Annotated in this window: 23 protein-coding genes and 6 pseudogenes; 15 read left to right on the top strand and 14 right to left on the bottom strand. The window is 60.8% G+C overall.

Annotated elements, in window-relative coordinates; all coding sequences use genetic code 11:
* The 7 genes and pseudogenes from ALII_RS23000 to ALII_RS23180 all read right to left on the bottom strand — a co-directional run.
* A pseudogene (locus tag ALII_RS23000) lies at window positions 1–284 on the bottom strand (hypothetical protein); the annotation flags it as partial.
* Window positions 285–416: 132 nt separating this feature from the next.
* Window positions 417–644 (bottom strand): hypothetical protein, encoded by a 228-nt coding sequence (locus tag ALII_RS23195; RefSeq protein ID WP_024588634.1) that lies wholly within the window; start codon window positions 642–644, stop codon window positions 417–419.
* Window positions 641–1,420, bottom strand: a complete 780-nt coding sequence (locus ALII_RS23190) for a recombinase family protein (protein WP_244437466.1) — start codon at window positions 1,418–1,420, stop codon at window positions 641–643. The genes ALII_RS23195 and ALII_RS23190 overlap by 4 nt, the downstream gene beginning before the upstream one ends.
* A gap of 33 nt (window positions 1,421–1,453) precedes the next feature.
* A pseudogene (locus ALII_RS23185) lies at window positions 1,454–1,776 on the bottom strand (recombinase family protein); the annotation flags it as partial.
* 400 nt (window positions 1,777–2,176) lie between these two features.
* Entirely contained in the window at window positions 2,177–2,599 is a 423-nt protein-coding gene (locus tag ALII_RS0118110) for a hypothetical protein (protein ID WP_024588632.1), read from the bottom strand.
* 7 nt (window positions 2,600–2,606) lie between these two features.
* Window positions 2,607–3,452 carry a hypothetical protein gene (locus ALII_RS0118105; protein WP_152529678.1) on the bottom strand — a complete coding sequence of 282 codons (846 nt, stop codon included), beginning with the start codon at window positions 3,450–3,452 and terminating at the stop codon, window positions 2,607–2,609.
* A 3-nt stretch (window positions 3,453–3,455) separates the two neighbouring features.
* Window positions 3,456–3,614 carry a winged helix-turn-helix domain-containing protein gene (locus tag ALII_RS23180; RefSeq protein WP_244437465.1) on the bottom strand — a complete coding sequence of 53 codons (159 nt, stop codon included), beginning with the start codon at window positions 3,612–3,614 and terminating at the stop codon, window positions 3,456–3,458.
* A gap of 281 nt (window positions 3,615–3,895) precedes the next feature.
* On the opposite strand from ALII_RS23180, the gene ALII_RS0118095 reads away from it, so the two are divergent.
* The gene (locus ALII_RS0118095) at window positions 3,896–4,423 is read left to right on the top strand and encodes a hypothetical protein (RefSeq protein WP_152529677.1); all 528 of its coding nucleotides are present in this window, start codon (window positions 3,896–3,898) and stop codon (window positions 4,421–4,423) included.
* A 358-nt stretch (window positions 4,424–4,781) separates the two neighbouring features.
* Here ALII_RS0118095 and ALII_RS0118085 read toward each other — a convergent pair whose 3' ends face one another.
* Both ALII_RS0118085 and ALII_RS22130 read right to left on the bottom strand, forming a co-directional pair.
* Window positions 4,782–5,078 (bottom strand): hypothetical protein, encoded by a 297-nt coding sequence (locus ALII_RS0118085; protein WP_024588627.1) that lies wholly within the window; start codon window positions 5,076–5,078, stop codon window positions 4,782–4,784.
* 238 nt (window positions 5,079–5,316) lie between these two features.
* A pseudogene (locus tag ALII_RS22130) lies at window positions 5,317–5,873 on the bottom strand (transposase).
* 108 nt (window positions 5,874–5,981) lie between these two features.
* Here ALII_RS22130 and ALII_RS0118070 point away from each other — a divergent pair.
* Window positions 5,982–6,263: a hypothetical protein gene (locus tag ALII_RS0118070; RefSeq protein ID WP_035450172.1), complete on the top strand. Its 282-nt coding sequence runs from the start codon at window positions 5,982–5,984 to the stop codon at window positions 6,261–6,263.
* Window positions 6,264–7,080: 817 nt separating this feature from the next.
* Here the strand turns inward: ALII_RS0118070 and ALII_RS22995 are convergent.
* Complete coding sequence (locus tag ALII_RS22995) at window positions 7,081–7,401, bottom strand: hypothetical protein (RefSeq protein WP_024588624.1); 321 nt, start codon at window positions 7,399–7,401, stop codon at window positions 7,081–7,083.
* A 252-nt stretch (window positions 7,402–7,653) separates the two neighbouring features.
* Here ALII_RS22995 and ALII_RS0118060 point away from each other — a divergent pair, with 252 nt between their 5' ends.
* The 7 genes from ALII_RS0118060 (at window position 7,654) to ALII_RS0118030 (ending at window position 19,571) form a co-directional block, all read left to right on the top strand.
* Window positions 7,654–8,976, top strand: a complete 1,323-nt coding sequence (locus tag ALII_RS0118060) for a DUF1598 domain-containing protein (protein ID WP_024588623.1) — start codon at window positions 7,654–7,656, stop codon at window positions 8,974–8,976.
* Between the two features lie 39 nt (window positions 8,977–9,015).
* Complete coding sequence (locus ALII_RS0118055) at window positions 9,016–10,071, top strand: hypothetical protein (protein ID WP_152529676.1); 1,056 nt, start codon at window positions 9,016–9,018, stop codon at window positions 10,069–10,071.
* On the top strand, window positions 10,029–12,146 hold the full coding sequence (locus ALII_RS0118050; RefSeq protein WP_024588621.1) for a vWA domain-containing protein: 2,118 nt from the start codon (window positions 10,029–10,031) through the stop codon (window positions 12,144–12,146). Before ALII_RS0118055 ends, ALII_RS0118050 begins: the two co-directional genes overlap by 43 nt.
* Before the next feature lie 23 nt (window positions 12,147–12,169).
* Window positions 12,170–12,898, top strand: a complete 729-nt coding sequence (locus ALII_RS0118045) for an ATP-binding cassette domain-containing protein (RefSeq protein WP_024588620.1) — start codon at window positions 12,170–12,172, stop codon at window positions 12,896–12,898.
* A 1-nt stretch (window position 12,899) separates the two neighbouring features.
* Complete coding sequence (locus tag ALII_RS0118040) at window positions 12,900–14,816, top strand: FtsX-like permease family protein (RefSeq protein WP_024588619.1); 1,917 nt, start codon at window positions 12,900–12,902, stop codon at window positions 14,814–14,816.
* A 34-nt stretch (window positions 14,817–14,850) separates the two neighbouring features.
* Entirely contained in the window at window positions 14,851–17,979 is a 3,129-nt protein-coding gene (locus ALII_RS0118035; RefSeq protein WP_161632281.1) for an SUMF1/EgtB/PvdO family nonheme iron enzyme, read from the top strand.
* A gap of 122 nt (window positions 17,980–18,101) precedes the next feature.
* Window positions 18,102–19,571 carry a hypothetical protein gene (locus ALII_RS0118030; protein ID WP_024588617.1) on the top strand — a complete coding sequence of 490 codons (1,470 nt, stop codon included), beginning with the start codon at window positions 18,102–18,104 and terminating at the stop codon, window positions 19,569–19,571.
* A 202-nt stretch (window positions 19,572–19,773) separates the two neighbouring features.
* Here ALII_RS0118030 and ALII_RS23175 read toward each other — a convergent pair whose 3' ends face one another.
* Together ALII_RS23175 and ALII_RS23170 are read right to left on the bottom strand one after the other, a co-directional pair.
* Window positions 19,774–20,472 (bottom strand): IS3 family transposase, encoded by a 699-nt coding sequence (locus ALII_RS23175; RefSeq protein ID WP_348265987.1) that lies wholly within the window; start codon window positions 20,470–20,472, stop codon window positions 19,774–19,776.
* Between the two features lie 135 nt (window positions 20,473–20,607).
* A pseudogene (locus ALII_RS23170) lies at window positions 20,608–20,844 on the bottom strand (transposase domain-containing protein); the annotation flags it as partial.
* 110 nt (window positions 20,845–20,954) lie between these two features.
* Between ALII_RS23170 and ALII_RS21390 the strand changes: the two are divergent.
* The 5 genes and pseudogenes from ALII_RS21390 (at window position 20,955) to ALII_RS0117995 (ending at window position 24,410) form a co-directional block, all read left to right on the top strand.
* Entirely contained in the window at window positions 20,955–21,287 is a 333-nt protein-coding gene (locus ALII_RS21390; RefSeq protein ID WP_024588615.1) for an IS110 family transposase, read from the top strand.
* Window positions 21,288–21,644: 357 nt separating this feature from the next.
* A pseudogene (locus ALII_RS21385) lies at window positions 21,645–22,547 on the top strand (IS110 family transposase).
* A gap of 367 nt (window positions 22,548–22,914) precedes the next feature.
* Window positions 22,915–23,126, top strand: a pseudogene (locus ALII_RS22900) (IS110 family transposase); the annotation flags it as partial.
* A 170-nt stretch (window positions 23,127–23,296) separates the two neighbouring features.
* Entirely contained in the window at window positions 23,297–23,554 is a 258-nt protein-coding gene (locus tag ALII_RS0118000) for a DNA cytosine methyltransferase (RefSeq protein WP_024588613.1), read from the top strand.
* A 187-nt stretch (window positions 23,555–23,741) separates the two neighbouring features.
* Window positions 23,742–24,410 (top strand): hypothetical protein, encoded by a 669-nt coding sequence (locus ALII_RS0117995; protein ID WP_152529673.1) that lies wholly within the window; start codon window positions 23,742–23,744, stop codon window positions 24,408–24,410.
* A gap of 51 nt (window positions 24,411–24,461) precedes the next feature.
* On the opposite strand, the gene ALII_RS0117990 is transcribed toward ALII_RS0117995, so the two are convergent.
* Entirely contained in the window at window positions 24,462–25,238 is a 777-nt protein-coding gene (locus tag ALII_RS0117990; protein WP_024588611.1) for a cyclase family protein, read from the bottom strand.
* Between the two features lie 175 nt (window positions 25,239–25,413).
* Between ALII_RS0117990 and ALII_RS0117985 the strand changes: the two genes are divergently transcribed.
* Window positions 25,414–26,124, top strand: a complete 711-nt coding sequence (locus tag ALII_RS0117985) for a ribonuclease activity regulator RraA (RefSeq protein ID WP_024588610.1) — start codon at window positions 25,414–25,416, stop codon at window positions 26,122–26,124.
* Window positions 26,125–26,167: 43 nt separating this feature from the next.
* Here the strand turns inward: ALII_RS0117985 and ALII_RS0117980 are convergent, their stop codons facing one another.
* A complete protein-coding gene (locus ALII_RS0117980; RefSeq protein WP_152529672.1) occupies window positions 26,168–26,464 on the bottom strand; it encodes a DUF6074 family protein in 297 nt (98 codons plus the stop codon).

Genomic DNA, 26,464 nt, shown 5'->3' with positions numbered 1-26,464 from the left:
AAATCCTGCCCCCGCAACCACCGAGACTTGTATCTTTCCCCATTCCTCACGTCGCTGCGCAAGTTCTTTCTGGAACCGCGACATGAAGGCAACCTCTCGTCCGTCGTCTTCAGCACGCCCTCCGAGCGGAGGCGGGTGTACTCGGCCTGCTTCTCGAGCCCGAGACGCTTCTCCTCGGCCTTCCATGCCTCGAGAGAGGCAAGGATCGCGGCCAGTCTGCCGTGGATCTGAAGATCGACACCTTTGTCGTTAGGGGCCGGCAAGATGATAACCTGCTGGATCATCTTGCGAACGAGGTTGACTGCCTTGCCGACCTCGTCGCCGCCGCCTCCGTTGCCGATGCTCGCGCACAGCGCAGAAATAGCAACGCGCAGCAGGGAAGAGGAGAAAACAGGGGAGGAGGTCGATTCCGCCGCCTACTTCGGTGACTGGTTCGTTGCCACATCTCGCTGCACGGCCAGCTTCTCAAGTTCAGCTTCGAGTTCGTCGAGCATGGTGTTGAACATTGCGAGACTCGTTCGCCCTTCCAGTTCCCGCCTTGTCATCTGCTCGAAGATGCTGCGCTGCCTGTATTTTGCTCCCCGTATCCTGGCATCCAGTTCTTCAGTGGTTGGTTCCCGAGCGTTCAACGCTGCTTCGTTCACGCGAGCGGCTCTCTGGACGTCCTTTTGGATCTGCTCGAGACTGACGACTGAAAACAGGCTTGCCGGAAAAGCAGCCACCACGCGTGCCTCAAGTTCGGCGCCGCGGATGCCCTTGTTGTTTGAGCAGCGTTCGCCATCCAGATGCTCGATCGGCAACTTTTTAAGTCTGTTTGTGCAACTATAGCGCCGGTTCGCTCCCGACACCGCGAAGCGCCCGCCGCAGACATCACACTGGAGTAGACCGCTGAGAAGATAGGTCGGCCGATGATTGCGGTTGAACGCATTGGTTGTTGTGCGGTCGAATGTCTCGTTGGCTTCAGCTGTTGCGTCTTCACGCGGGACCAGAGCTGATCCTCGACGATCCGCAGTTCGGGGACCTCCCGCAGAACCCAATCTTCACGCGCATTCGACTGCGCGACGCGCCGCTCCATGTCGGGGTCCTTGACGAATTCGCGGCGGTTCCAGACGATCCGGCCTACATAGAGTTCATTGTTCAGTACTCCCGTCCCACGTTCGCGGCTTCCGCGGATCGCTGCGTCGCGCCAGTGGGCGCCTCTTGGGCCGGGAACGCCGTCGGCGTTCAGTTCGGACGCGATCTGCTGCGGTGACTTGCCGTTCGCATTGTCGGTGAATATCCGCACGATGATATCCGCTTGCTCCGCGACGATCTCGCGGTGGCCAGGAATCCGCTCGCCCTTCTCATCATAGATCAGTCTGGGCTGATATCCGTAGGACAGCCCGCCAGCCGCCTTCCCCTCTTTGACTGCCTGCCGCATACCGTCGCGCGTGCGTCGGCGGATTTCCGAAATCAGTTCCTGGCTGAGGACCGCCTTCATCGCCAGATGCAGATCGTCGATCCTACCGTCGTGAACAGTGTGGAGCTCAGCGCCCCAGAACTTGAACCGCATGTGCAGCCGAGCGCTCGTTTCCAGGTCCCGCAAAATGCGATCCAAGGTCACGCTCAGAACGCGGTCGATGCCGCGCCGTTTGACGCGGGCCTCGAGTTCCAGAATACCGGACGGATCTTGTAGCGCGTGCCGCTCACGGCGTGGTCAACGAATTCCTCGGCGATCGTCCAGCCGTGCTTGGTCGCATAGTCCCGACAGACCTCCAGCTGCGTCTCGATCGACACCTCGTCCTGCTGTCCGTGGAATAGCGGGCGTAGATGACGACGGTGACGGGCATGCAGAACTCGTGCGGGAACGGTGGATCAGAGATTCAGCCTATACAGGCAGTACGCCAGCGAGCCCAGACCGTGGGCGCATCAAAAGGAGTCGATGTTTATTGAAATCGCAATTTGATCTGATCACATCTGACAGCTGGCGTCGGTTTCTGCGCGACGTTTTTCGATCAACGAGCGAGGGTAGATCTGAACCGTTCCGTCAGTGGCAGCGGCACGGTTGATGATATTCGAGGGTCGATCTTGCCGATGTTGCGGGCATAGGAAGAGCGTTTCAAGCGGCCAAAGCAGCGACCGATTTGGATTCATAGAACAAGAAGGGTTCGAGCTGTCAGATCGTCAACGTTTCAGCTCAGAAATCCTTACCGCTCCGGCAGCCCGGCGATCTGCAGTGCCCTGATTGTGGCTTCAAGCGATCTGGAGCGCTGTAGAAGAACCGTCTTCGATGTTTGGCCAGGGTCCAGGTTGGATCATGTGCACGCAGCTTCGCCATCTCCATTTTCGCCTCGCCCTGGCGGTCGAGCAAAACCAGCACGATGGTTCGCAAAAGGTAAGTGGTCCGTAGCACGATCTCGTCGCTGCTGCGGATGGCATCCAGAACTTCCAAAGCCGCTGCGGGTCCGCGCGCCGCCAGCAACGCAGCAGCCTTCATGCTAGACAACTCCTGCTGCCGAGGGTCGCTGGCAGGATGAAGGTCCGACGCCCGCTCGATCCATTCGACTGCCAAGTCGGTTTGCCCGCCAACGATCGGTATCTCGACCAGATAGTAGACCAAGCGGCCATCATAGGGCGACAGAGCAAGCGCGGCCTCTGCTTCGGCCCAGAGCCTGCTCGAACCTGCGTTCGGCCAGAGGGGCATAGGCAAGCGAAACGTGCGCGTTCAACCTCAACATCGGCGAAGCCGCAGCATCGCCCAGGACCTCGCGGGCGAGTTGACTTGCGCGCCTGATCTCTACCAAGGGCACCTTCCAGCCCCTGGCAAACCTCCATATGAAGGTCGAGGCTTGTTGAGCTTTGAGGAGGCTCGATTCGGGAAACCTCGAAAGCCCTTCCTTCAGGACAATGTCGGCTCGTTCAGCGGCTTCCGGCGTGCCTATTGCGATCCTCGATAGGACGCGCAACATGTAGTCGTATTCCTGAAGGTTGGCCGTGTCCTTGCCCCAGGCCTCACGGTACTGTTTTATGTGGGCACCGAGTTCATCCCCCATCTGGCGGAGGTTGACCGAACGCCTCTTGTATTGAAAGCTCGAACTGCGGGCGACGACCGCGAGGTTGGGCACACGCGCCAGCATGGCGATTATATCGCCGCCGACGCCTTCACCGAAATAGGCAAGATCGGGGTTGCCGGACATGTCCTCAAATGGCAGTACGGCAACTGACAGATTCCCAGACATATCGGCACCTGGCAAGGCTTGCATGATCCGCAAAGCTGCCAGACCGACACTGGTGACCAACACGATCCCAATCATTGCGAGAATGACCGATCGTGATGTGCCGGGTTGCCGATACTTCACCCCCCAGAATTGTCGGCCGCTGACAGCACGCGTTTCGGCGGCGCCAGTAATCGCCTTTCGATTTGGTCCGACAACATCCGGCATGAAGCGGTAGCCGACTCGGGGTACCGTCACGATTCATTCACCGCCGCCTGGAGCCGGTCCGAGGACCTTGCGCAGCGAGGCGATCTGTACATGAAGATTGGCCTCCTCGACAGTCGCGTCCGGCCAAGCGGCGTCGAGCAGTTCTTCTTTCGTCAGAACGTCGCCTGGACGCTGCAAGAGCGTCTGGAGCACACGCACAGCCCGTTGACCGACATGCAACGGGTCGCCTTCGCGCAGCAAAGTGCCGTTGGCGCTGTTGCGGCGGAATGGACCAAAGATCAAAGAAGACTATTCCATGATCCGGCATAATAGCCGCTTAAGAAAAGATTCAGAAATTCTTTCGCCGCTGTTCGATACGCGCCAGCCAACCCCTTTTCATCGTGCCGCCTAGCGACCCTTACGGGAAGCAGCCACGCAGGTGAGCATCGGCATCATCCGCGTGTCTCGTTTCATTCCAGATGGAGGAGACTGCCATGAGAACCGTGTTGGGAATCCTTGTTATCTTGACGAACGCCGGTCTTGCCGCGGCCCAGTCCGCTGCCCCGGTTGCCGGCGATGATTTTCAGCCGGTCATTGAGACGACCAACCCAGGGGCGGTTGGTATCTGGCTGCCGCACCCTGTGGAAGGCTATTCCGCTCGATCGGTCATGATCATTGGGAGCGATGGGCGGTTCGCAACGTTTGTCGCCCCCCGCGAGGATGGCAAAAGAACGAAGGGAGGCGCCGACGGGCTGAACGCTGTCAGTGGATCCTGGGATTTGGCTGACGACGGGGGTGAATTCGTTCTGATTCTCGACAATCACCTGTCTCGCAAGATGCCGGGAGCGACGCGATATCTCCAGATGCTGCTGCTGGGCGACGAACTGTACCCCTATCCCGGCATGGAGAATCGCTTTCCGAGTATGCCGGGGTCTCCCCAACTGGCTATTTGGGCGAACCCTGAATTTGTCATCCTTGGGCTGAGTTCACCTGCACGCGTTCACAGCGGTGGGAAAGCATAGTGCGCCATACGGAAGCCTTCTTCCGGATCGGGAGGCACGAAGTAGCGGGTCACTTCATGAAACGTGTCTTCACCGACATGCCCCCAGTAGATTCCGTTAGGTCGTTGGCGTTGCGTGCCGAATATTGGAAAGGCACTGGTCGTCCTCTGCCCCGATGACGTGCAGGACATGATCGGCTCCTGCTTGATCGAAGATGCTCCGCACCCACCGCCGGCTTTCAAGTGGCAGATGAGTTCAATCGCTCGGCTGGCGTCCTTCAGGCAGGCCGGCCCTGACAAGAAGCTCGCTCATGAATGCCACGTCTAATGACCGACGAAAAAGGGAATCTGCAAATGCTCTGCGATGGAACAACGCGGGTTTACCTTGAGCAGGCCTGACGCCGGCACCTGCGCGAGTTCCTGCTCGCCGGCCGCTGTCGCCGCTGCTTCGAAAGGATATATTCGACCTTGTAAGTAAGCCGCTCAAGAATTTGCAGCCCGGCGTCCCGGCGCAAAATCCCGCCGGGGCAATCACCTATTATTTTCCCGTTGCACAGTTTGGCAAGCGCCAGAACAGCGTCCTGGAGTTCCCTGGCAACGATCATATCGCCGAGGTCTTCATTCCCATTGGCTTCCTCGTCCGCCCCATATTTAACAGGCTCGCCGCCAGCTTCCATTCCAGTCTTCTGAAGTTCCGGGCTTGAGGTTGGACAAGCGGCATCTTCCCAACTTGGAGCATGGCGTTCATCCGAACCCACAGATCGTTGTCCATGCCCAGACTGAGGATATCCTTCGAGGCTATCGAGTTGCAATAATGCTTCGGCGGCCGGATATCTGCAGAAATAACCCGCGTACTTTTTGGGAGGGGACCGAAATATACGCGGCGACTTGCGATCTGCTAGGGCTGAGACTCGTTCAGACCCAGAACGCGAGGAGGGTCGCGAGGGCGACAGCCGAGAGTAAGTTGCGGGCGAGTTTGTCGTAACGGGTGGCAACCCGCCGGAAGTCCTTCAGCCTGCAGAAGGCTGCCTTGATGCGCCAGTGTCCCCTGTAGCGGACCTGGTCGTAGTCGATCGGCACCTTCCGGTTCGATCGCCCTGGAATGACGACATCGGCACCTTCGGCGTGCAGGCGTCTGCGCAGCGCGTTGGCGTCGTAGCCCTTGTCCGCGATCAGGCAGTGCACCCGACCGGCCGCGTCCATCAGCGGCCCGGCCCTGGGGACGTCGGCGACGTTGCCTGCCGTCAGCAGCAGAACGGCCGGCCGGACCAGCGGTTAAAGCGGTTGTAGATCGTCGTGGACGGACCGTATTAGGCCGGTCAGTCCTGCCAGCGACAGCCTGTCTTCAGCACGTGCAGGATGCCGCTGATCACTCGGCGATCATCGACCCTACGCGCGCCCGGCTGGTTCTTCGGAAGGTGCGGCTCGATCGCCGCCCAAGCCTCGTCGTCTAGCCAGAAAAGCCTGCTCATCATCGCCTCAGTCGAAAAACGACGGCAGGGAATCTGATTTGCTACGGACCTTCAACACCCTGATTGAGTTTCGACCCTAAGCTCAGGGCCTGTCAATTCGTTTGAGATGTGATTGATGGCGATGCCGGTCTGGACCTGTCGATGGGAACCGCGCAGGTCTGCATCGTGGATGAAAAGGGTGGGAAGCTCGCCTCGATGAAGGTCGAGAGCGCTCCGGACATGATGGTACATGCGTTGCGCGACGTCGGTGGCGTCGAACGGGCGGTCCATCGAAACTGGCCGCATGTCGCTGGCAATCTGTCACGGCTTGCGTACTCTCGACGTTCTTCCATAGTGGGCATCGATGCGCGTCAAGGTCACCAGAGCTTGAAACTCGAACTTCAGGTGTGAACCGAGCGCAGCAAACGTGCGGTGTCCGGAAACGGCCGAAATTACTGTGCTGGCGGCCAAGACGGCGCATGCTCAGAATGTGTTTAGTTTGTAGGTTTCGCGCTAGCCATGTCCATCTAGACTGCCATTCATGCGTGCACACAACAAATGTTGCGGGCACCCCCCCAAATGTGTTCTCATGCCGTTACGTACATTCACCGTCAGGTGATGGGGGGTCCGCCATGAGAACACATTTGATTAGCATGTTACTTTTCGGGCTAGCATTGAATGGCTGCCAAACCGTACCTAAAAGTCAAATTCCAGGTCGAATGTATGATGCATGCCAGCCGCATCTTTCCAATTACATGTCAAAGCCAGACCACAAATATATGGTTGCCGGTGTCTCCGGCAGCAGAAACCGATGCTACTGGAATTGGAGCAAAGCGACTTGGCTGGATGCTCGGCGAGTAGCGTTGAAGGACTGCGAGGATGCGGGCAATCAAGAGTGCTGGCAGTACGCCACCAACAACACGCTTCAGCCTTTCGTCCATATCGTTGAAGGCCAGCGAGCCGAACGCGCCGCAGCGCGTAATCGAGCCGCCAATACGAGAAACCAGTACCGCGCGCGCTCTTCAGCGACTCCTGCGCGAAGCGTATCGGGTCAGGGCGGTGGCGGGCAAGCCTGCTTCGACAGACGTCAGAACGACATCTCGGCTAGGTTCATTTCACGAGTTAATGCGGCTGCAGGCATCTGTCAGCAGGGTACCGTCTCGAGGGACATGTGGCAGGCAGTCCTTGAAGCCGCCGCTGCCTGCAACATGCCTGAGGCCACCCGCAGCTACATCCGGTCGAACTTCTCGCAGTCCAGGCAGACAATGCAGAATTCCTGTGCTCGATAGCGTACGATCACATCTGCTATTTCGTCGTCAACCTGATCAACAATGCGGCGAAGCTCACTCCGACCGGTGAGGTCGGGCCGTCGGCGCGCCAGGAAGGCGATTGGATCGATATCTTCGTTTCCGACTGGATCCCGGTAACCACCGGAAGACGTGGAGAAAGTCTTCGACAGGTGGGTGAGCGGTTGAACCGGATAACTTAGACAATGGCCTCCGGCGAAAATGGTGCAGTTCAGACTACCCCCACAGTAATAATTGAACATGAAATTCTATATTTAAAGACGAAGTAAAATGAGAGCGACGGGCAGGCGACTAAATCATATTTGTCTGAATTAATAGCGGCTTCCATTTTACTTTGCCGCCGCATGAGTCAATTGCGTCTCGCAAATCGGCTTGGTTGAGATTCGAACTCGAACAATTGAATGAATAGGCGAACGCAATTCCTTCTGGAAATTCTTGCACTCCTTATGTAGACTGCCATTTGACTGGCGCGATAACTGGAGGCTGTGTGTGCAATGCATCGGCGGGTGGTGTTGGAGATGATGGCAGCCGGTGCGGCCGCGCTCGCACAGGGACTTTCCGTCAATCAGGCGCTGGTACAGGAGCTTTGGTGTGGAATCGCGTCAAGGGAATACGCCGCCGACGCGCAGATCGCCGTATCGCTTCGCCAGGTATCCGAGGAGTTGAAGGAGTGCCTTGCCAATGGTGGCGCGCGCGCACCGCTCAAGAGCGCCTGTGGAACTTTCCTGCAGCTTGGAGGCATGACGCGGCTCGACGGGCTTGTTTACGATCCCGCCGGTCAGGATCTGATCCTGTGGGGACTGGCCGATTCCGATGCCGAACCCTTGCATCTCGACGATTTCGTCGTCGCACTGAGAAGTGCGTTCTGGAAGTATCCGCAGACAAAAGACGGAAAGGAAATATTCTATTCACCGGCGATCTCGCTGGACGCAGTCGAGCCGCAATGGCGGCAATTCAACGCAATGATCGACAGCGGCGAAATCCACGATCGGTTTGACCTCCAGACTGAACGCGGACGTGCCGATATTTCGGAATTCTGCAAGACGCTGGGAATGAGAATCCGGGTGGACGGTCTGGAACGTCATTCGCGGCTGGCGTTCGTGCTGGTGGATGCGGACTACCGGATGAAACTGGTGAGCGGCGGGGCAATGCACCTCAACATCAAGGATCCGTTTCCCTCGGCAGATACGGCGTTATACCGGCACTGGCACTATCTTTCGGCGCATGGCCGACAATCGGCTGAGTTCAAATCCCATCCGACGCGGTTCTGGTTCACTCCGGGCGAGTTTCGGGTCGAGGCGGACTGGCAGAACAATATCGCCCACCTCAAGACCTCGCAGATACTCCTGAGGGATGCGGAACAAGGGTGGGTCGATGGAGCCGGAGAATCCGTCGATATCGATGGCGCCAATCCGTTCCGGCGCGCATTCACCTGCGCATGGACCGAACGGATGGACGAGGTGATCGAGTCGGACAAGATCTGGAGGGAGATGTTCAACGTCTTCCGGCATATGGCGATCGCGCGCTTGATCCACGACAACGACTTGGTGGCCAAAGCGCGGTTCGACGCCAGCTACCTGCTCGAAGGGCATCGGATCGAACGTTACGAAATGCCCGACCACATCACTTTCGTTTCCGATGTGAGGCAAATAGAGGAGTTTGGGTTGAGCAAGCATTATGGCATCTGCGGCGGTGTTTCGGTCGGGTTCGACAGGGATACGCTGGTCGAACGGCAGACAGAAGGCAAGCATCGCGATCTGACGTCCCGGATCGCGGGAGCGCGGCCGAATGCCGATGCCCTGAGTTGGATGCTGTAGGTCCAGGGCCTTGAGCGGAGCGGGAGGCAATTATTCTCAATGAAGGCTTCGCGACAGACCAGTTTGCGCAATAGGTCAGCCGTGCTTTCGCTGGCAGCGGCGCTGACAATGACGGTGGCGGCCTTCGTCGCTCCGGTCCATGGGGAAGAGGTTGGGCCTGGCGCAGAGTACATGCTCGGTGCCATGTTCACCCGCACGACATATCAGGACGTCGCGCCTGATTTTTCTTGCGAGAATTATCCGTTGACCGGGTCCGGTATCGAGGCCCTCGAAAATGACGGCAAGAAAGTTACCGTTCACGCCGAGCATAGCAGGCCGCTGATGCGCGTGCTGATGCGCCAGCAGCTACCGGTCGAACTCCAGGTGACCGACATCCGCGACCAGCAAGCGTTCCGGCGAACCGAGCGCGACATCGTCATCGTCTACCAGGACTATACGCCAACGACCCAGGCCCGGTTGGAGCAATTCACCCGCATGCTTGCGCTGACGCGCGAAAGTATCGTCGACCAAATCCGGTGCGGTGGCGATGACGTCGCGCTTTATGCGCCGTTCAACAGGTTCCACCCCGAAACCGGTATGCTGGAGCATTCGGGTGAGGCGATTGCCTTCGTCACCGACATCTTCGAGCGGCAGGCCGAAGGAGCCTACCCCTGGGTCGCCGATTTCGACCTCTCCGAAATGAAGCAGGGCGACGAGACTTTAGTCGTCGAAAAAGCCGAATGCGCGCCGGACGGAAATTTCATGATCGCTTCGATGTCCCGGATCATCGACGCGCACGAAGATCAGGTTACGATCGCGCGCAGCCGGATGATGGCCGTCGCCAACAATTACGGCGTCAGCGGCGACGCGACGCGACGCTCGGTGGTGGAGCGCAGTCTCGACGACAGCCACTACTGGTGCGTGCCCAAGCGAGAGTTCTGCTACAAGAATGTGGAATTCGGCCAGTTCCAGGTGGAGGCCGAGCCTGGCGTCGAAGTCATCCTTGAGCGAAACAAAGCCTACAATTTGAGCCTCGGTCTGGTTTCCGCCTTTCAAAAAGCCTTCGTCGATCAATGCGCGCCGGCGATGGCCGGCGCGGAATCAAGTGGGGAGTAGGTGACATGCTGTCTCGAGGCATCGGTTTGAACGGCGGCAAGAAGCCGCGACTGGCTGCGGTAACAGCTCTGACCGGAGCCTTCGTGGTGGGACCGGCTCTTTTCAACGCGGGACTCGTGAGGGCCGACCTGTCCGACGTCGAATGCAATACCCCCGAACAGGTCTGCGTTGTCACCACGCTCGGCCTGCCGCTGCGGCTTTTGACCAAGCCCCAGTCCAACATCTACATCCAGCCGGACGAAACCTCGGCCCAGCTCCATGGCAACGTCGAGGCGTTCAAGCCGTACTATGCGTTCGAGGCGATTGACGTCGAATTCACCAACGAACTGGACGCGACGGGCTGGTTCCGGGTGGGACCGACTTTCCAGGCGCCTGAGGGCTACATGCGCGCCCAGGACGTGGTCATCTGGAAGCAGGCGCTGGCCGTGACGTTCACGAATCCAGGTCCATCGGAGCGCAAGCCGGTGCTGATGTTCGACAACGTGCAGTCCCTCGAGACGACGGTCGCGGAGGCTTCCAACGATCCGCAGGTCGCCGAAGACCTCTACCAGCGGGTTCTGTCCAGCGATGTACCGCCGGAAATCAAGAGCCGGGAGCCGAACGGCTGGGTCGATGTCGAGAAGTCGTTCTATCTTATGCCGATCGTGTCGTACCGGGACCTGTCCCTGTTCTGGCCGGGCGGTGACCTCAAGGCGGTGCAGGTGGCGGCGGTCACCAATGCCGCGCGCTCGCAGCAGCAAGACGCATGCAACCTCCGGAACTCGGACGGCAACGAATGTATTCAGCGCCAGAGCGGCGGCGGCGCGGGTTCCTTGGGTCTCGACGCCGTCTTCGTCATCGACACGACGTCGTCGATGCAACCCCATATAGACGCGGTGCGCAATGCGGTGCGCGATGCCGCCCGTTCGCTCAGTGCCAACGCCACCTCGGCTGATACGTTGAAGCTCGGCCTGGTCGGCTATCGCGACGATCCGGATTCCTCTCCGGGCCTCGAATATGCCGCACGCAACTTCACCAGCGAGACCCTGCTCGATGCCGACGGCTTCATCGAGATGATCAGCGACGGGACCGTCAAGGCGGCCAGCGTCGGTAGCGGCGACTATACGGAGGACGTCTTTGCGGGCCTCAAGGCGGCGATCGACGCGACGCCTTGGACGCCGGACCACGGCCGCGTCATCATCCTCATCGGCGATGCCAGCGCTCATGGTACGGAATCGCAAAAGAACTCGACCGGCCTCGATGAACGCTCGATCAAGGCGCTTGCCAGCGAGAAGAACGTCTATATCGCCGCTCTTTACATCGGCAGCGAGACGGATAGCGATTACACCATCGCGCGGCCGCAATACGAAACCGTTGCCGCCGGTGACGGCGAGTCGGCGATCGCGTTTGCCCGTGTAGATCCGCAGGGCAGCGAAGGGGGCCTCGAACTGGCGTTGCGTGATTCGATCGACAAGATCGTCGGGCTCGTGGCCAACAGCGATTTCGCCGGCATCATGAGCGGCAGCACTGATGCCGGCGATGCGGCGGGCCAGGCGATCGTCGGCGCCGTGCGCGCCGCTGTCGTGGACTATATCGGCAAGGACGCGGTACCGCCCAGCAACATGGTCGTTTGGGCTCTCGACCGCGACCCGTCGAACTTCAGGAAGAAGGCGTTCGATATCCGTGTGGTCGTGACGCGCAACGACCTCATCGACATGATGGAACTGCTCAAGACCCTGCTTGCAGACCTCGATGACGAACAGGTGGGCGGCGGCTTCGTCTTCATGGGCGCACAGCAGCAATCTGGCAGCACCTCCGTCGACCTCGGAATAGCCGAGGCGCAGGCGATCAACGAAAGCGAGATGACGCCGAAATGGGCGAAGGCGCTGCCCTACCGAAGCGAACTTCTGTCGATGACGCTGGAAGAATTCAACCAGATGCCGGCTGACAGCCGCGCGAGCTTCGAAAAGAGACTCAACGCCCTCGTTTCCTTCTACGACACGATCCTCAACAAGCCCGAAGCCTGGATCGTTCTGAACGAGCAGGCCGGACCCGAAGAGAAGGCCTATCTGCTCGATCTGGCGAATCTGCCTTAGGACTCGATGGCGGGGGCTGCGCGATGACGGACAACATCCTGGTGCTGGAAGGCTTGAGCAAGGTCCTCTCTTCCGATGCCGGCGAATTCGAGCTCCTTGTCGACCGGTTGGCGCTGGAGCGCGGCAAGTTCTACGCGCTCGTCGGCAAGAGCGGCAGCGGCAAAAGCACGATGCTCGACCTGCTTTCGATGGTCTCGTTTCCCACCTCCGTCGACCGTTTCGAGATGATCAGCGAGACCGGTACGGTCGACCTTGCCGGCCTGATAGCTTCCGGCAAAGACGCCGACATATCGGCGGTGAGGCGGACGAAGTTCAGCTACATCCTCCAAAGCGGAGGACTGTTTCCCTTCCTGACGGTGAGGGAAAACCTCGCGCTCCCGTTCCAGCTCCGCAATGCACCCGTTCCGCCGGGCTATTTCGAGCGCTTTGCCGAACAGTTCGACATGGTCCACCAACTCGACAAGAAGCCGTCCGCGTTGTCGGGCGGCCAGCGGCAGCGCGCCAGCATCCTGCGGGCGCTCGCCGGCGAGCCGCAGATGGTGCTCGCCGACGAGCCGACCGCGGCAATCGACGAGACGATGGCACTGATCGTGGTGAAGGAGTTCCGCGATCTTGCCGCGCGCCAAGGCGCCACGGTACTGATGGTTTCGCACGATCTCGACCTCGTCGGGCGTTTTGCGGACCAGATTTTCACGCTCAAGCCGCACGTCGTGTCGCCACGCCTGACGCGGTCCGAACTGGAGGCGCATTGACATGACGGTCACGGCGAGCGGCACGCAGGCGTCCGGCGGCAGGCCCCTGCCCGTGACCGTCTTCGTGGCGCTGAAGGACCTGCTTGGCGAGCGGCTGCTGTCGGTCTGCCTGATCCTGTGCGTCGTCGCGGTGCTCACCCCGATCATGCTGCTCACCTCGGTCAAGGTCGGATTCATCGACCGGCTGAAGCAAGACTTCATCTCCGACCCGTCATTCCGCGAGATCAGGCCACTCGAAGCGGATTTGCGTACCGACGCGTTCTTCAAAGACGTCACCTCGTGGCCGGGCGTGCTGTATCTTCAGCCGTCGGTCATGCTGACGCCCCGCGACGTCGATTTTCAGGTGGCCGATGGCAACGGCATGCGGGGCAGGGCACGGCTGGTGCCCACCAGCGCGGACGATCCGATCTTCCAGGACAATTTCGAAGGCGCCCCGCCGACGGATGACGGCCTTGCCCTAAGCACCGATCTGGCGGCGCAGCTTCGAGTCGAGATCGGTTCGAAGATCAATCTCCTGATCAGTCGAATCGAGGGCGACCGCAACAAGATCGTCTCGATGGAGATGACTGTCGTCGGCTTGGTGCCCCAGGAGCGTGCGACGCTGCCTAGTATCTATGCGACAACACAGATCGACCGGGAAGTGGAGGACTATCGCGCCGGAATCGCAGTGCCGGGGCGAGGCTGGCCCGGAATATCCGCCACGCCACGCCGGCATTATTCCGCGCTCGTGGTCCGGCTGACGGAGCCGCTCGGTGAGACGGCGACCGCGGAACTGCGCATCCGCGTCGGCACGACGCAGGTGGAAAATGCCGCGCCGTCTCAGATCATCGGACGACTGATGCCCGAAGGCTTGCCGGACTGGCTTCAGCCGGTCGATCCCGAGCTGGAATTTCTCGTCCTGCTCAACGGCGATCGCGGGTATTCCGCCCGTGAGGTCGAGGAGGGTAACGCCGTCCTCGGCAACAGGTCGGCCCACGTGATCGGCCTTGCCCCAACGCTTGCAGCCACGGTGCTTGGCGAACAAGTGCCCTTCGCAGGTTATCATCCCGAACTTCATCTGGCGGGCGGCAGCGCCGCTGCCGTAATGGAGCGGGTGCGCGGACTGGGCGAGGATTACGTGCTCAACAACCGCGTGGCCCTGCCCGAGCGCTTGCGCGCCGCCTGGCAGACGGCCGGCGAGCCGGCGGCCGTCGAGATCGAATTCGCCTATGGCGAGAGCGCCGCCACGAAAACCGTCACGGTGCCGGTGCGCGTGGCGGGCTTCGTCGAAGGCGGCGCGGCGATAGCCAGCAGCAGCCTCATCGCTATGATCGCCCGCGGCAAGGAGGTTCCGATCGTCTTCGACCCCCTCGCCGAAAGCTTTGCCGAGACTTCGGTCGGCTATCGCGGGTTCCGCCTCGTCGGCGAGGAACTAGAGGACATTCCGGTGCTCGTCAGGCGTTTCGAGGAAATCGGTGTCGGCGTCAGGGCCCGCTCCGACGCCATCATCAAGCTGCAACGGCTCGAACGCAGCCTGAATATCCTGGTCGCCGTGGTCGCCCTCGTCGGGCTGGCGGGCGGTTACGCGATCCTGACCGCGAGCTTTTTCGCCAACGTGAAACGCAAGCAGGTGGACTATGCGACCATGCGCCTGATCGGCATGGCCAAATCGACACTGTTCCGCATCCCGATCGCCCAAGCGCTGTTCATATCGGCGGCCGGCTATGCGATGTCGATCGCACTCTACCATCTCATCTCGTGGCTGCTGAACAGGTTCATCGCCGCCGAACTCGGCTTCGATGGCCGGCTGTCGGTGCTGCGGATCGAACACTTCTTCTTCATCGGGATTTTCGTGATCGGGGGCGCCTGTCTCGCCTCCATCGCCGCTTCGCGCGAAGCGACCCGCATCGATCCGGCGCATGCGCTGCGCGGGGCATAGAACAACGGGGCGGCGCAAGGAGAGGGGCGAAGGAATGTTGGACACGAAGCGATGTCTCTGCTTTATCGCATGTTGCATCCTGTTGGCGCTGACGTCGGGGCGCGCGCTGGCACGGGTCTGCGAGGAAGCAAGGCTGACGGCCGAAGTCGTCGCCCGCTGGCACAATCCGTATCCCTCCGCTGACGATTTCCTGTTGCCGCTGCCGCTCGGCATGACCGTGGCCTTCACACCGATCGGATTGAGCACGCGGGGCCTTTATGGTGACGAACGGACCACCTACACGATGGGTGCACGCGAGACGCAACTCTTCGAGACGCCGCTGGAGGTACGCGTCGGTTCGTCGATCACGCTCAGCACGCGCGAGACGCTGCTGTTGATGGGCAAATACGAGTTGAGCAAGGCACAGTATGTTGCCGTGCTCGGCCGCGGCAATATGCGCCGGGGTATCGAAACGCTGGTGTCGCGCACGCTAGAACCGCGCATCAAGATTCTCTTTTCCGATTTCCTCCGGCCGGGCGATCCTTGCGAAAACAAGTTCACCAGCGAGATGGCGCTGGTTATGACCGAACCGGTCACGTTTCTGAACTACCGTTCCTATATCGAATTTATCGACGAGCTGAACGACTATTGCATCAACACACCCGCCTGCCGCCGCCAGCTTGGCGTGCTCGGCCGCAATCAGGACTATCCTGGGTTTGTGCGGCTACCGACCGAGCATGAATGGGAATTCGTTGCCCGCGGAGGGCGTGAGTTCGTCGCCGGGAGGCTGACGCGCGATCAGTTGCAGGGCGACGTGCCGGCGCTGCCGGAGGGAAAGACCATCAAGGATTTCGCGCATGTAGGTTCGGATCCGCAGCGGCTCGTGCCGATCGGCTCCAGGGATCCGCTGTTCGGCGTCTACGACATTCTCGGCAACGCCGAAGAACTGATGCAAAATCCCTTCACGGCCGAAAACGGCTACGGCGCCGTCGGCGCTTACGTCGGGCGCGGCGGGCATTACAGGATGGCACAGGAGGAACTGAGGGTCTCGCGGCGGGTCGAATTGACGGCTTTCCAGCGCGACGAAGCGACCGGGCAATTCGTCACCCAGTATTTTCCGTATACCGGGCTGCGGCTGGCGATGGGATATCCGATCGTCGGCTTGCAGCAGCGCACGGGCTCTAATGAGCTGGCGGGTGATTTCAAGGACACCTACGTCCCGCCCCAGGAGGCCGGTGATCGTGCCGGCGCGACGATTGCCGAGGCGCGCGACATGGGAGCAATCACCTCCAAGCCTTCCACGTTGCGCGACCGTGTGGGCGGTACCGATACGCTCGACATCTACCGCATGACGCTGCGCGGCTACGGATTGATCCAGCTTGAGGCGACGAGCATTTCGGGCAGTGTCAGGATCGACCTGCTCGACGAAAGCGAAACCCAGCTCGCATCCGCGACCGCAAGCGAGGGCGCGCCGGCGAAGCTCGACACCCCACCCTTGATGCCGGGGACTTACTTTTTGCGTGTCGCACCGCAGGGCAACACGTCCGCGGAGCGGACATACAACATTTCCCTTGTCACCAGTTCTGCGCCCGATACCGGCGTGGCGCAGATGACGACCGCAGAATTGGCCCAGGCGGTGCGCCTCGGAGCGCGTCAAGTTATCACCGAGCAGGGATTCGTCGGCGAAGGCGATCGCGTCGATCTCTATCCCATGCATGACATTGCCGGCAGAGGCGGGGTCGTCTTCACGCTTTCGCGCTATCGGGGCACGGCAACGCTTGCTTGGTACGACGAGGGGCAACAACGCATCCACGAGGTGTCGGGCGACGGTTCTGCCGAACTAGAACTGGTCGTGCCGACCCGCCGCGGCGACAGGGGGTTTTTGCGCGTTAGCGCCGATACGGGACCTGGAACGGTCTACGCATTGGAGGCGGAGGCAAGACGGCCCTACGACGTGATGCTGACCACGGCTCGTTCCCCAAAAAACATTGCTCGTATCGAGAGCGGCAAGACCCATGTAGGCTATCTGAGCAGCGCGCTAACCGAATTGAACCTACTTATATCGCTCACTGACCGCAAGAAGGTCAGGGTTGAACTCAGCGAGCTGTCTGCGGATGTCGATCTCGACATCTTGAACGATGACGACGAACAGATCGAATCCAATCACCAGAGGGCCGGCATCACCGCCGAATTTTTCCAGCAGGATCTTGATCGAGGCCGCTATTTCGCGCGAGTTCGTCTCAAGGACAGGGCTGGAACAAGCCGGTTTTCGATCACGGTTTACGTTGACGAGCCGACCAAACAGCTTGTCCGTACGCCTGACGACGCGCGCCGGTCAGCGGCCGATTTGGGCCGGTTGTCAGGGTCGCCGATCTCGCGGGTGGTGAACAGTGCCGAAGCTCACAATTACTACCGTTTCAGGGTCGACGGTCTCCAGCATGTAACGGTGGACGTCTACGGTTTTACCGCCGACGTCGATATCGACCTTACGCTCGAGCGCAACAACAGAAGCGTCATTGCCAAATCCTCGAACGTCGGATCCGAGCCGGAATCGATCCAGCAGCGGCTGCAAGGCGGTGAATACTTCCTGCGGCTTTCGCGGGCCGGCTCGGCGACCAATTCCTATTTCAACCTGAATATCAGCGGCTTTTCGCAGCCTGCCGAGTATCGCTTCGAACGGCATGGCGATCTGGTGGAGAATTCGGGGGACTATCAGATACGCAAAATGGGAAACTCCTGCTACCTTCTAACCCGCGCCCAGGCGATCCATCCCCAAATCGGTTGGCGACGCGAGTGGCCGGTCTTCAAGGTCGGCGTCGAGCGTGGTGACGGAAGCGTCTGGATCGCCCTTGACGCTTCCGTCAAGGCTGATGGCACGGATGTTTATGAAGCCAATAGTGCAACCCTTTCAATTGACGGCCAAACCTTGGGTCGGGACACGACAGTCATGTTTGAGAACGCCTGGCTCAAACCCCTCACCTACAGCAGCGATCGCTCGCAAACTTATGTCTCCAACGATGCGATCAGAGGGTTCCGCCGCGGCTCGACGATGCGCGTCACAGGGAAAAGCGCTCTGACGGGAGAAGACGTATCGGTGACGTATAGTTTGCGCGGCTATACGAAGGCCGCTCAGAGAATCAACAACTTATGTGGCGCGAAGGCGGATTGGGTATGGAGCAATTAAGTTGCTTTCATCTTGTAAGAATTTTTTTCCAGCAGAATTGGCTTGGGTATAGAGCTCACTTTCTTTTGCAGGTGACTTAAGGTAAAGTAATTTGTCGAGTTGAGGCTCATGGGGAGCGAGACATGCCGTATCTCATGATGAGTCGGATGTTTTTACTGACGTCCGCATTGGCTGCCGCAGTCTTCGTGAGCGCAGGCGGCGCAGCGGTCGCGCAGCACTCCATGCAAAACGAGATCAGGCTGCGAGAAGAGGCCAGCCAGATCAGGCTGGATCTCGATCATGCGCGGCAACGCCACCAGCGATATGACCACATCATCCGGGAATTCTTGGCCGGCCGGGTAACCCGCGAGGAGATGAACTATACGCGGGAACTCCAGCGCCGCAACGCTGCCGACATGGCGCGGTACGAATCCCGGCAGCAGGAGTTGCAAAGGGCCTTCCAGCTTTACGACAGCCAGCGCAAGCACCAGAATGAGGAAAGCCGCAAGCGCGCCGTTCACGAACATTACAACCGGCAGGACACGTTTTCCCGTCGGGTACGGCAGGATGCCTACCAGGCCGAACGGTCCGTGCGAGACGGCATGGGCTGGGTTGCCAACAAATGGGACGAGGTGAAAGGCATAAAGGACAGCATCTCACTTGATCGGATCTTTGACGAAAACGATTCGGGCGGAACTGCCCCGGAGAATTATTATCCGAACACGTTCTTCTTCCCGCCCGAACAGGAATCGTTCGAGGGCAGTGCTGCCGAGAGGCGCGTTCAAAGAGCCCAGCCGCCCAAATACGAGAAAGCCAAGCAAATTTCTGCTTACCAGCAGCGTTGGGCGGAGGAAGATGCGCTACTTCGACGGCTGAATAACAGGGCGCCCCAAGGCGCCGGCGGCGGCTACCAACAGGGCTTCCAACAGATCGATCCAGGCGCGGCATACAGGTATGAAACGGGAATCTCCGGTGGGCGCGGCGACAGCCTCGAGACCGGGATCGTCAATCCGCTGGGCGAAAATCCCTATGTGCCTGCGCAACCGGTTGACAGAGGCACCTGGGAAGAACCCCGGCCGGGTCAGCGTCCGGGCTGGCAGGAGGTCATGCCCCGCGAAGGCCCGCGTCCGGGTTGGCAGGAGGTTCGCGGTGATCCCGACTATGATCCGCCTCAGCAATTCGGCCGCGCCTATTCGGATGACGGCGGGGCTGGCGCCGGCATCGACCGCGCGGACTTGCAGAGGCAGCCTGCGATGGGAGGCCAGCTGTATCAGGACATCTCGCGCGGTTCCGACCCGTCGTCCGGCAGCGGACAGACATATGGCACCGCCTACGGTGACAACACGGCCGGTGGCGCCGCTCCGGACGCCTATGGCCAAGCTCGTAGTGTCCCCGGCGCAGATCCCTATGGGCAAGCCCGGCAGACGGCACATGGCGGCGCTACGATTCACGACCCTTACCACCGCCACCTTACACTGTCGGATCCCGTGGACCCCTATCCGACCGAACCCGACGATCTCGGCGGCGTTTCCGCCGATGTCCGACCCAACATCGTCACCGGCCCGGGGATGTCCTCGCTGCGCGACAGTATCCTGACGATGACCGCCAAATGAGTCTGCGCGGCATGGCTGCGCGGTGAGACTGCTGGAAGGGGGAGGCTCCCATCACCAAGCCCTCGAGCAATGTTCCGTAAATCGGGCAGGTGATCCGCCAGCCTTGCAACTGCTTCGGAGGATTGGAACTCCGTGCCTTCATTCCGGCAGCAGGGGGTCCTCGTGACTGTGATTCTGGAGTGGGCCCCTCGGGCCGGACAATTCAGGCTACTGATTTAACTGTTGGCCGGGTGTGCGGATCCTCGAATTGCGTGGGACTGAGATAGCCGAGGGCTGAGTGAAGCCGTCGACAGTTGTAAACCTCTTCCAGGAAACGCGGAAGGCTTTCCACGACGTCGGCGAAGGTCTCGAATGCCATCGGATAGTCAGCCTCGACCTTGAGCGTCTTCATAAAGCTTTCCGCTTTGGCATTGTCATAGGGATTGCCGCGCCGGCCCATGGAGCCGACCAGCCCATGGGCGGCAAGATGATCGCGATAGGCTGCCGCAGCATATTGCGAACCGCGGTCGGAGTGATGCACGCAACCGGCCAGCGGCCTGCGCGCTTCGATCGCAGCGGTCAGCGTCGCCAATGTCAGCTGTGCGTCGATCGACCGGCTGATGGCATAGCCGACGACCCGCCGTGACCAGGCGTCCAGGATAACCGCGACATAGATTAAGCCGTCGACGATGGTGACATAGGGGATGTCGGCCACCCAGAGCTGGTCGGTTCCGTCGGGAATGATGGAATGATGTCGCCGGCGAGGTTCGGAAAGATCGGCTGGCCGTGATTGCTGTCCGTCGTCGCCGTGAAGCGGCGACGCAATCGCGGCTCCAGATCGTGCTCGCGCATCAGGCGGCGGATTTTGTTGTGATTGACGACCATGCCTTGCTGTCGAAGAGCGGCGCGGACACGACGCCAGCCATAGTGTTCGAACTCGTCGCAGATGGTAGCGATCGCCTCGACGATCGTAGTGTCGTCGTTCGATTTCTCGGGACTGTCGTAGTCGGTCGGTAACCGCTGTTCTCAGGCCACGGCCTTGAGTGGCGCGGGGAGCATAGGCCCATGGCAGCAGGTCGTCGATCTGGTTCTGCGGGTGACCGGCGACGATGCGGGTGATGCCGTCGGCGAGGTAGGCGTACGGGTCGACGCCATTGAGCTTTGCGGCTTCTATGAGCGAGGCGATCGTCGCCCAATGTTCTCCACCGCCGTCGGAACCGGCGAAGAGCGCGTTCTTCCGGTTGAGGGCGATTGGCCTGATCGAGCGTTCGATGACGAGCTGCAACCGGAAATCGGTTCCATCGAACGCTCGATATTGGCCTGCCACCGCACGAGCGAGATCAGCCAACGGCTGAAGACAATACCGGCGTCAGCATCATCACCGCGACGGCGATCGCAGCGACGATGGCTGACGCCAAAGTGTTCGAATCCGGCAGGCACTTTGCCGCCTGGGTAGGTCTTCCGCCAAGACAGTCAGGGACCGGCGGCAAGGTCCATCTGGGCAATATCTCGAAGAAGGGGGAAGCCTATTTGCGCCGTCTTCTGGTCCTGGACGCGACCGCGCTTATCAGCTACGCCCGGAACAGACCGGAGATCGCGATCTGGATCAATGGATTGTTGGCGCGCCGGCCACCGAGGGTGGTCATCGTCGCGGTCGCCAACAAGCTGGCGCGAATTGCTTGGGCCGTCATGGCTGGCGGCAAAGGATACAAGGGTGGCGCGGTGACCGTCTCGTGATCACTGTGAATCGGGAATAACGGAACCAAACCACCTCAACGGAATGGCGGGAGCATAAACGACGTAATGGCTAAAGGGTCGCGTGTCCGACGGCCTGGAAAACCCGAACCTGTGCAGGCACCTCGCGTGCGTCACTGTTATTGGGACCAAGTCGGCGGACTTGCCATTAGGGCCGGGCGGGCATCGACCCGCGCTGAGAGGCCGGAGGGATGACCGCAACCGACCACCAGCCAAGACGAAGAAAAAGCTCTTGCCTGGCAGGCATCGTTCACGGATGAAGGTGTGGATGGCGCCGGTGCCAACTCAGCGAACGTGGCAAGGTAGACATCAGGATTCACTCGAAGGGGAGTAACCTTGATGCCTGCACTGAATATCGGCCTTGATCTGGCCGAGCACGTTTTCCAAGTCCACGGAACCGATTAGAACGGCGAAGTCGTTCTTCGCAAGAAGCTGCGCCGCTCGGAGATGATCGAGTTCTTCCGGCAACTGCCCAGCACGACGAGGTCGACGCGGAGGCGATCTGCGAAGCGGCGACGCGGCCGACAAATGCGGTTCGTCGGGGTCAAGAGCGTCGACCAACAGTCCGGACTCATGCTGCACCGAACGCGGTAGCTGCTGGTCAAGCAGCGCACCATGTTGGGGAACTCCTTGAGGGGACAACTCGCCGAGTTCGGATTGATCGCGCCCCAAGGGACGTGGAGCATTCCGGCCCTGCACGATGTTGCACGCGGCTCCAGCGAGGCTGTCCTGCCCGATGAGGTTCGCGGATGCGTCGAATTGATCATGGGGCAGATCGACGATCTCCAGTCCCCTGTTGCTGCGCTGGACAAGGCGCTCCTTGTCAGTCACCGGGCCAGCTAGATCAGCCAGAGGCTGCAAACCGTTCCCGGCATCGGCCTCATCACCGCGTCGGCCATTTCGGGCAACCGTCGCCAACGCCCGCGCCTTCAAGTCCGGTCGGCACTTTGCAGCCTGGATCGGCCTTGTCCCGCCCCAAAGCGGCACCGGCAGCAAGGTTTATCTCGGCTGCATCTCGAAGAAGCGCGATCCCTATCTGCGCAAGCTGCTGGTGCTGGGCGCGACAGCCGTGATCCGATACTCGCGCAACAAGCCGGGACTGGCGGACTGGATCAACGGCCTGTTGCGCGGCGGCCGGCGCGGGTGGTGACGGTCGCGGTGGCCAACAAGCTGGCGCGGATCGCCTGGGCCATCATGCGCCGCGGCGAGAGGTTCAATCAGGCCTTGTCAGCGGTTGCCTGAAATGTGGTATCGACATCGATTTCTTCCTGAGAACAAACGCGATCACCCTGATGAGGGGTGGGGCAATGGCGAGAGCGACGACGACGTAATGGCAACCGGTCGAAGGACCGACGATCTGGGAAATCTGTACCTGTGCACGTGCTTCGGGCACAACCAAGATGAATAGATCCAGATCAGCGGACTACCATTAGGGCCCTGCTGACAATCGGTCCGCTTTCATGAGGCCGGAACGATGACCGCATCTCGACTTTTGCAGGTTGCTAAGACGTCAAAGAGGTTCCCGCCAGGCCGGCGCCCAACTTTCCAAAATGTGTCGACGGGATGAAGATATCGCTCGTCAACATTCAACAGAGAGCACCTTGTGAGCATGGACGCTATTGCGATCGGCCTCGACCTGGCCAAGAACGTTTTCCAACTGCACGGCGTTCAATCGGATGGGTGGTTGTCGTGCGTAAGAAGTTGCGGCGGTCGGAGGTCATCGCGTTTTTCAGTAAGCTTGCGCCGTGCCTGGTCGGCATCGAAGCTTGCGGAAGCGCGCATTACTGGGGGCGGGAGTTGGCGGCGCTCGGCCACGAAATTGGTCAGTTGAGAAAATTCTGTCTGACGCCGCGGGCAGCACAAGGAGTGCTGCGCCGGGCGGAGCGCTACGGCTACCGGATGCCGCCGGTTCTACTGGAAGCGCTGCTGTCCACCATCCGCCGCGGTTAGGCACGCTTCTGGCCAGCGGTTCGGGTCTCAACCGGGCCGGCATGAAGTCGACGGAACTGAGTTTCCTCGTCGTCCAGGAGGATACGGCGTTGGGCCTGATCGTTCGACGGCCGACACCGCTTGAGGCGCTGCGTGCGCACGGGTTTCCGGACAGATGGCTTGACGGCATCATGTTCGAGAATGGGCCGCTTAAGGACATCGAGGTTTACCGGCTTGCCGGCAATGCGTGGCCTGTGCCGGTGGCGGCGCCCATTTTGGTCGAGGTTCAAAAGCATCGGCTTTCATCCTGCACGGTCTGAGAAGCCACATCGGAACCGAATCAAAAAGGCCGGCAGACTGCCGGCCTTTTGCGGTGGCGGTCCGACGATAGGATGTGTCCGCGCGGCGTTGTGTACCATTCAGTTGCGGACGGATCTAAGGTCGTTATCCCGATAGGCTGACAACCTTCGATCAGACTGGTCATGCGAACGGAAAAGGAGATTTCGCATGACCAGAACCAAACCATCCACAGGTACACGATCACAAGCGACCGTGACCGCGCCGCCGGCCCTGATCTTCGTCGGTTCCGACAAGGGGGGCATCGGGAAAAGCTTTCTGTCTGCGCTCACAGCGGACCTTCTCGACGTTGCGGGTATGGCACCGCGTATGGTCAAGATCGACGAACAGGAACGGCTACCGGCGCTCTATCCAGATCGCGTGACCACGGTGTCGCTCGCATCGATGGACGACGTGCGCCGCGATCCCGGTGCGATCGTTGCCGCCTTCGATCCGCATTATGCGGCGATCGAGCGGACGATGGTGGACGGCGTGACGACTATTGTCGGCATTGGCGGTCCGCAGCAGACGGCGGTGGAGGAATACTGCGCACTGGTCGATCTCGACGCCGATCTGGTCGAGGCAGGTATACGCGCTGCCTGGCTTGTGCCGGCGACTTCCGAGCCTGAGGCTATGCGCGGCGCGGTACGCACCAAAGGGGCGATTGCGCGTGTTCTGCCATCGGCCGGTCAAGCTCTCATTCTCAACGGAGGTGACGGCGATTTCCGCTTCTATCCGATGATGACCGCGTCGATGGCTTCCACCACGATCCTCTCTGTGACGAGCGCCTTGGCTGGCGGGCTACTCGCTATCCTCATGAACAGAATGTCTTACTCATGAGTATATTGCAAGGGTGTTCGGTATTTCGCTTTCGGCTGTCCGAAATCACCGTCAATCGTCGATGATCGCGACCGCCCGCGTCCAGCCGGCGGAGGCCTTTTCGATCTTCACGGGGAAGCAACTTACGGTGAAGCCAGTGGCGGGCAGCTCTTCGAGGCGGTGGAGCTTCTCGATGTGGCAATAGCCGGTGTGGCGGCCGGCCTTGTGGCCTTCCCAGATGAGCGAGGCATCGCCCGTCTCGGCATATTTGCGGGCGGTGTGGACGAAGGGCGCGTCCCAACTCCAGCCGTCCGTTCCAGTGACGCGGATGCCGCGGTCGAGGAGGTACATCGTCGCCTCGTAGCCCATGCCGCAGCCGCTCGCGACATAGTCGGGTCGGCCGAATTTCATGCCGGCGGACGTGTTGACGACGACGATCTCGAGCGGCTGCAATTCGTGGCCGATGCGCTTCAGCTCCGCTTCGACATCGGCGGCCGTGATGACATAGCCGTCGGGAAAATGGCGGAAGTCGAGCTTCACGCCGGGTTGGAAGCACCAGTCGAGCGGCACCTCGTCGATGCGCCAGGCGGGTTCGCCATGGTTCATCGTCGGGTGGTAGTGCCAGGGCGCGTCGAGATGGGTGCCGTTGTGGGTCGACAGAACGACGCGCTCCACCGCCCAGCCGGCGCCGTCCGGCAGGTCTTCGGCCTTGAGGCCGGGAAAGAAGGGCAGGAGCTGGCCGATGCTCTGCTTATGATCGATGTATTCGATCGAGGGGATCTGGATCGGCGGATCGGCCGGGATGTCGTTGGCGATCGGTACGGACAGGTCGATGATGCGGCGGGCCATGGGTTCTCCTCCGAAGGTTGCCCGCATAGGCGTACAAAGCGGAAGGCCGGTCGCGCAACTGGCCGGCGACGGGGCCAGCGGCGAATGCGATCGGTCCAGGCCATGTGGGCGGTTTCCCCGGCGCGCATTTGCGCTTAGAGGGAGTGCAACCAACCCAAGCGAGGAGTTTTAAGGAATGGCATTGGATCAGGCGGCAATCGAGACGCTGAAGGGCGTTTCCACGGCGACGCTCACCACGGTTCTGTTGAAGAAGGGGCTGCGCAATGTCTGGATGCGCGGCACCAAGCCGCTGCGTCCCGGCCAGCCGCGCTCGGTCGGCCCGGCCTTCACCTTCCGCTTCGTGCCCGCGCGCGAGGATCTTGCGACGCCGGCAAGCTGGGGCTCGCCGATTTCGACCCGCGCCGCCATCGAGGCGATGCCGGAGGGCGCGATCGCCGTCATCGACGGCCAGGGCGTGATGGATGCCGGCGTCTTCGGCGACATCCTCGTCTCGCGCATGGCCAAGCGCGGCGTTGCCGCCATGGTGACGGACGGCGTGGTGCGCGACCTTGCCGGCGTTCTCGGCGCGAATTTTCCGGTGTGGTGCAACGGCGTCGCGGCCTCGCCCTCGGTCGCCGGGCTGACCTTCGTCAACTGGCAGGAGCCGATCGGCTGCGGCGGCGTCGCGGTGTTTCCCGACGACGTGATCGTGGTCGACGATGACGGCGCGGTGGTCATTCCCGCGGCGCTCCTCGACGACGTCCTCGCAGAGGCGCCCGAGCAGGAGCGTTTGGAAGCCTGGATCATGGAAGAGGTGGATCGCGGCGTCGCGCTGCCGGGCCTCTATCCGATGAATGCGGAAACGAAGGCCCGCTACGAGGCCTTCAAGGCCGGCTCGTCGAAGTAAGGAGGATTGCCGGGCGCTGCCGATGCCGCGCCCGGCTTTCCGCTCAGCGCAGGGAAATGATCTCGGCCATCCAGGGCTCGGCGTCGCGGCGCGCGGCCATCGTCTGGTCGACCTCGTTGAAGAAGGCACCGACCGCCTCGTCCTGGGCGAGTTCGGGCAAGCCGAGGAGTTCGAGTTCGGCAAACATGGTCTGGGCCACGCGTCCGGCGTAGCGGTCGGCGACGCGGTCATTGCTCGCACGCTGCAAGGCGGTGGCTACGGCCTCGATGCGGCCCTGCCGGCGCTCCATCGGGAACAACCGGATCGCGGCACTGGCCGCTTCATCTTCATTCAAACGCAC

Source organism: Aliihoeflea sp. 2WW (genome assembly GCF_000497755.1).
Classification (GTDB): domain Bacteria; phylum Pseudomonadota; class Alphaproteobacteria; order Rhizobiales; family Rhizobiaceae; genus Aliihoeflea.
The sequence above is the reverse complement of the archived record's forward strand: the minus strand, read 5'-3'. Positions and strand labels throughout refer to the sequence as shown.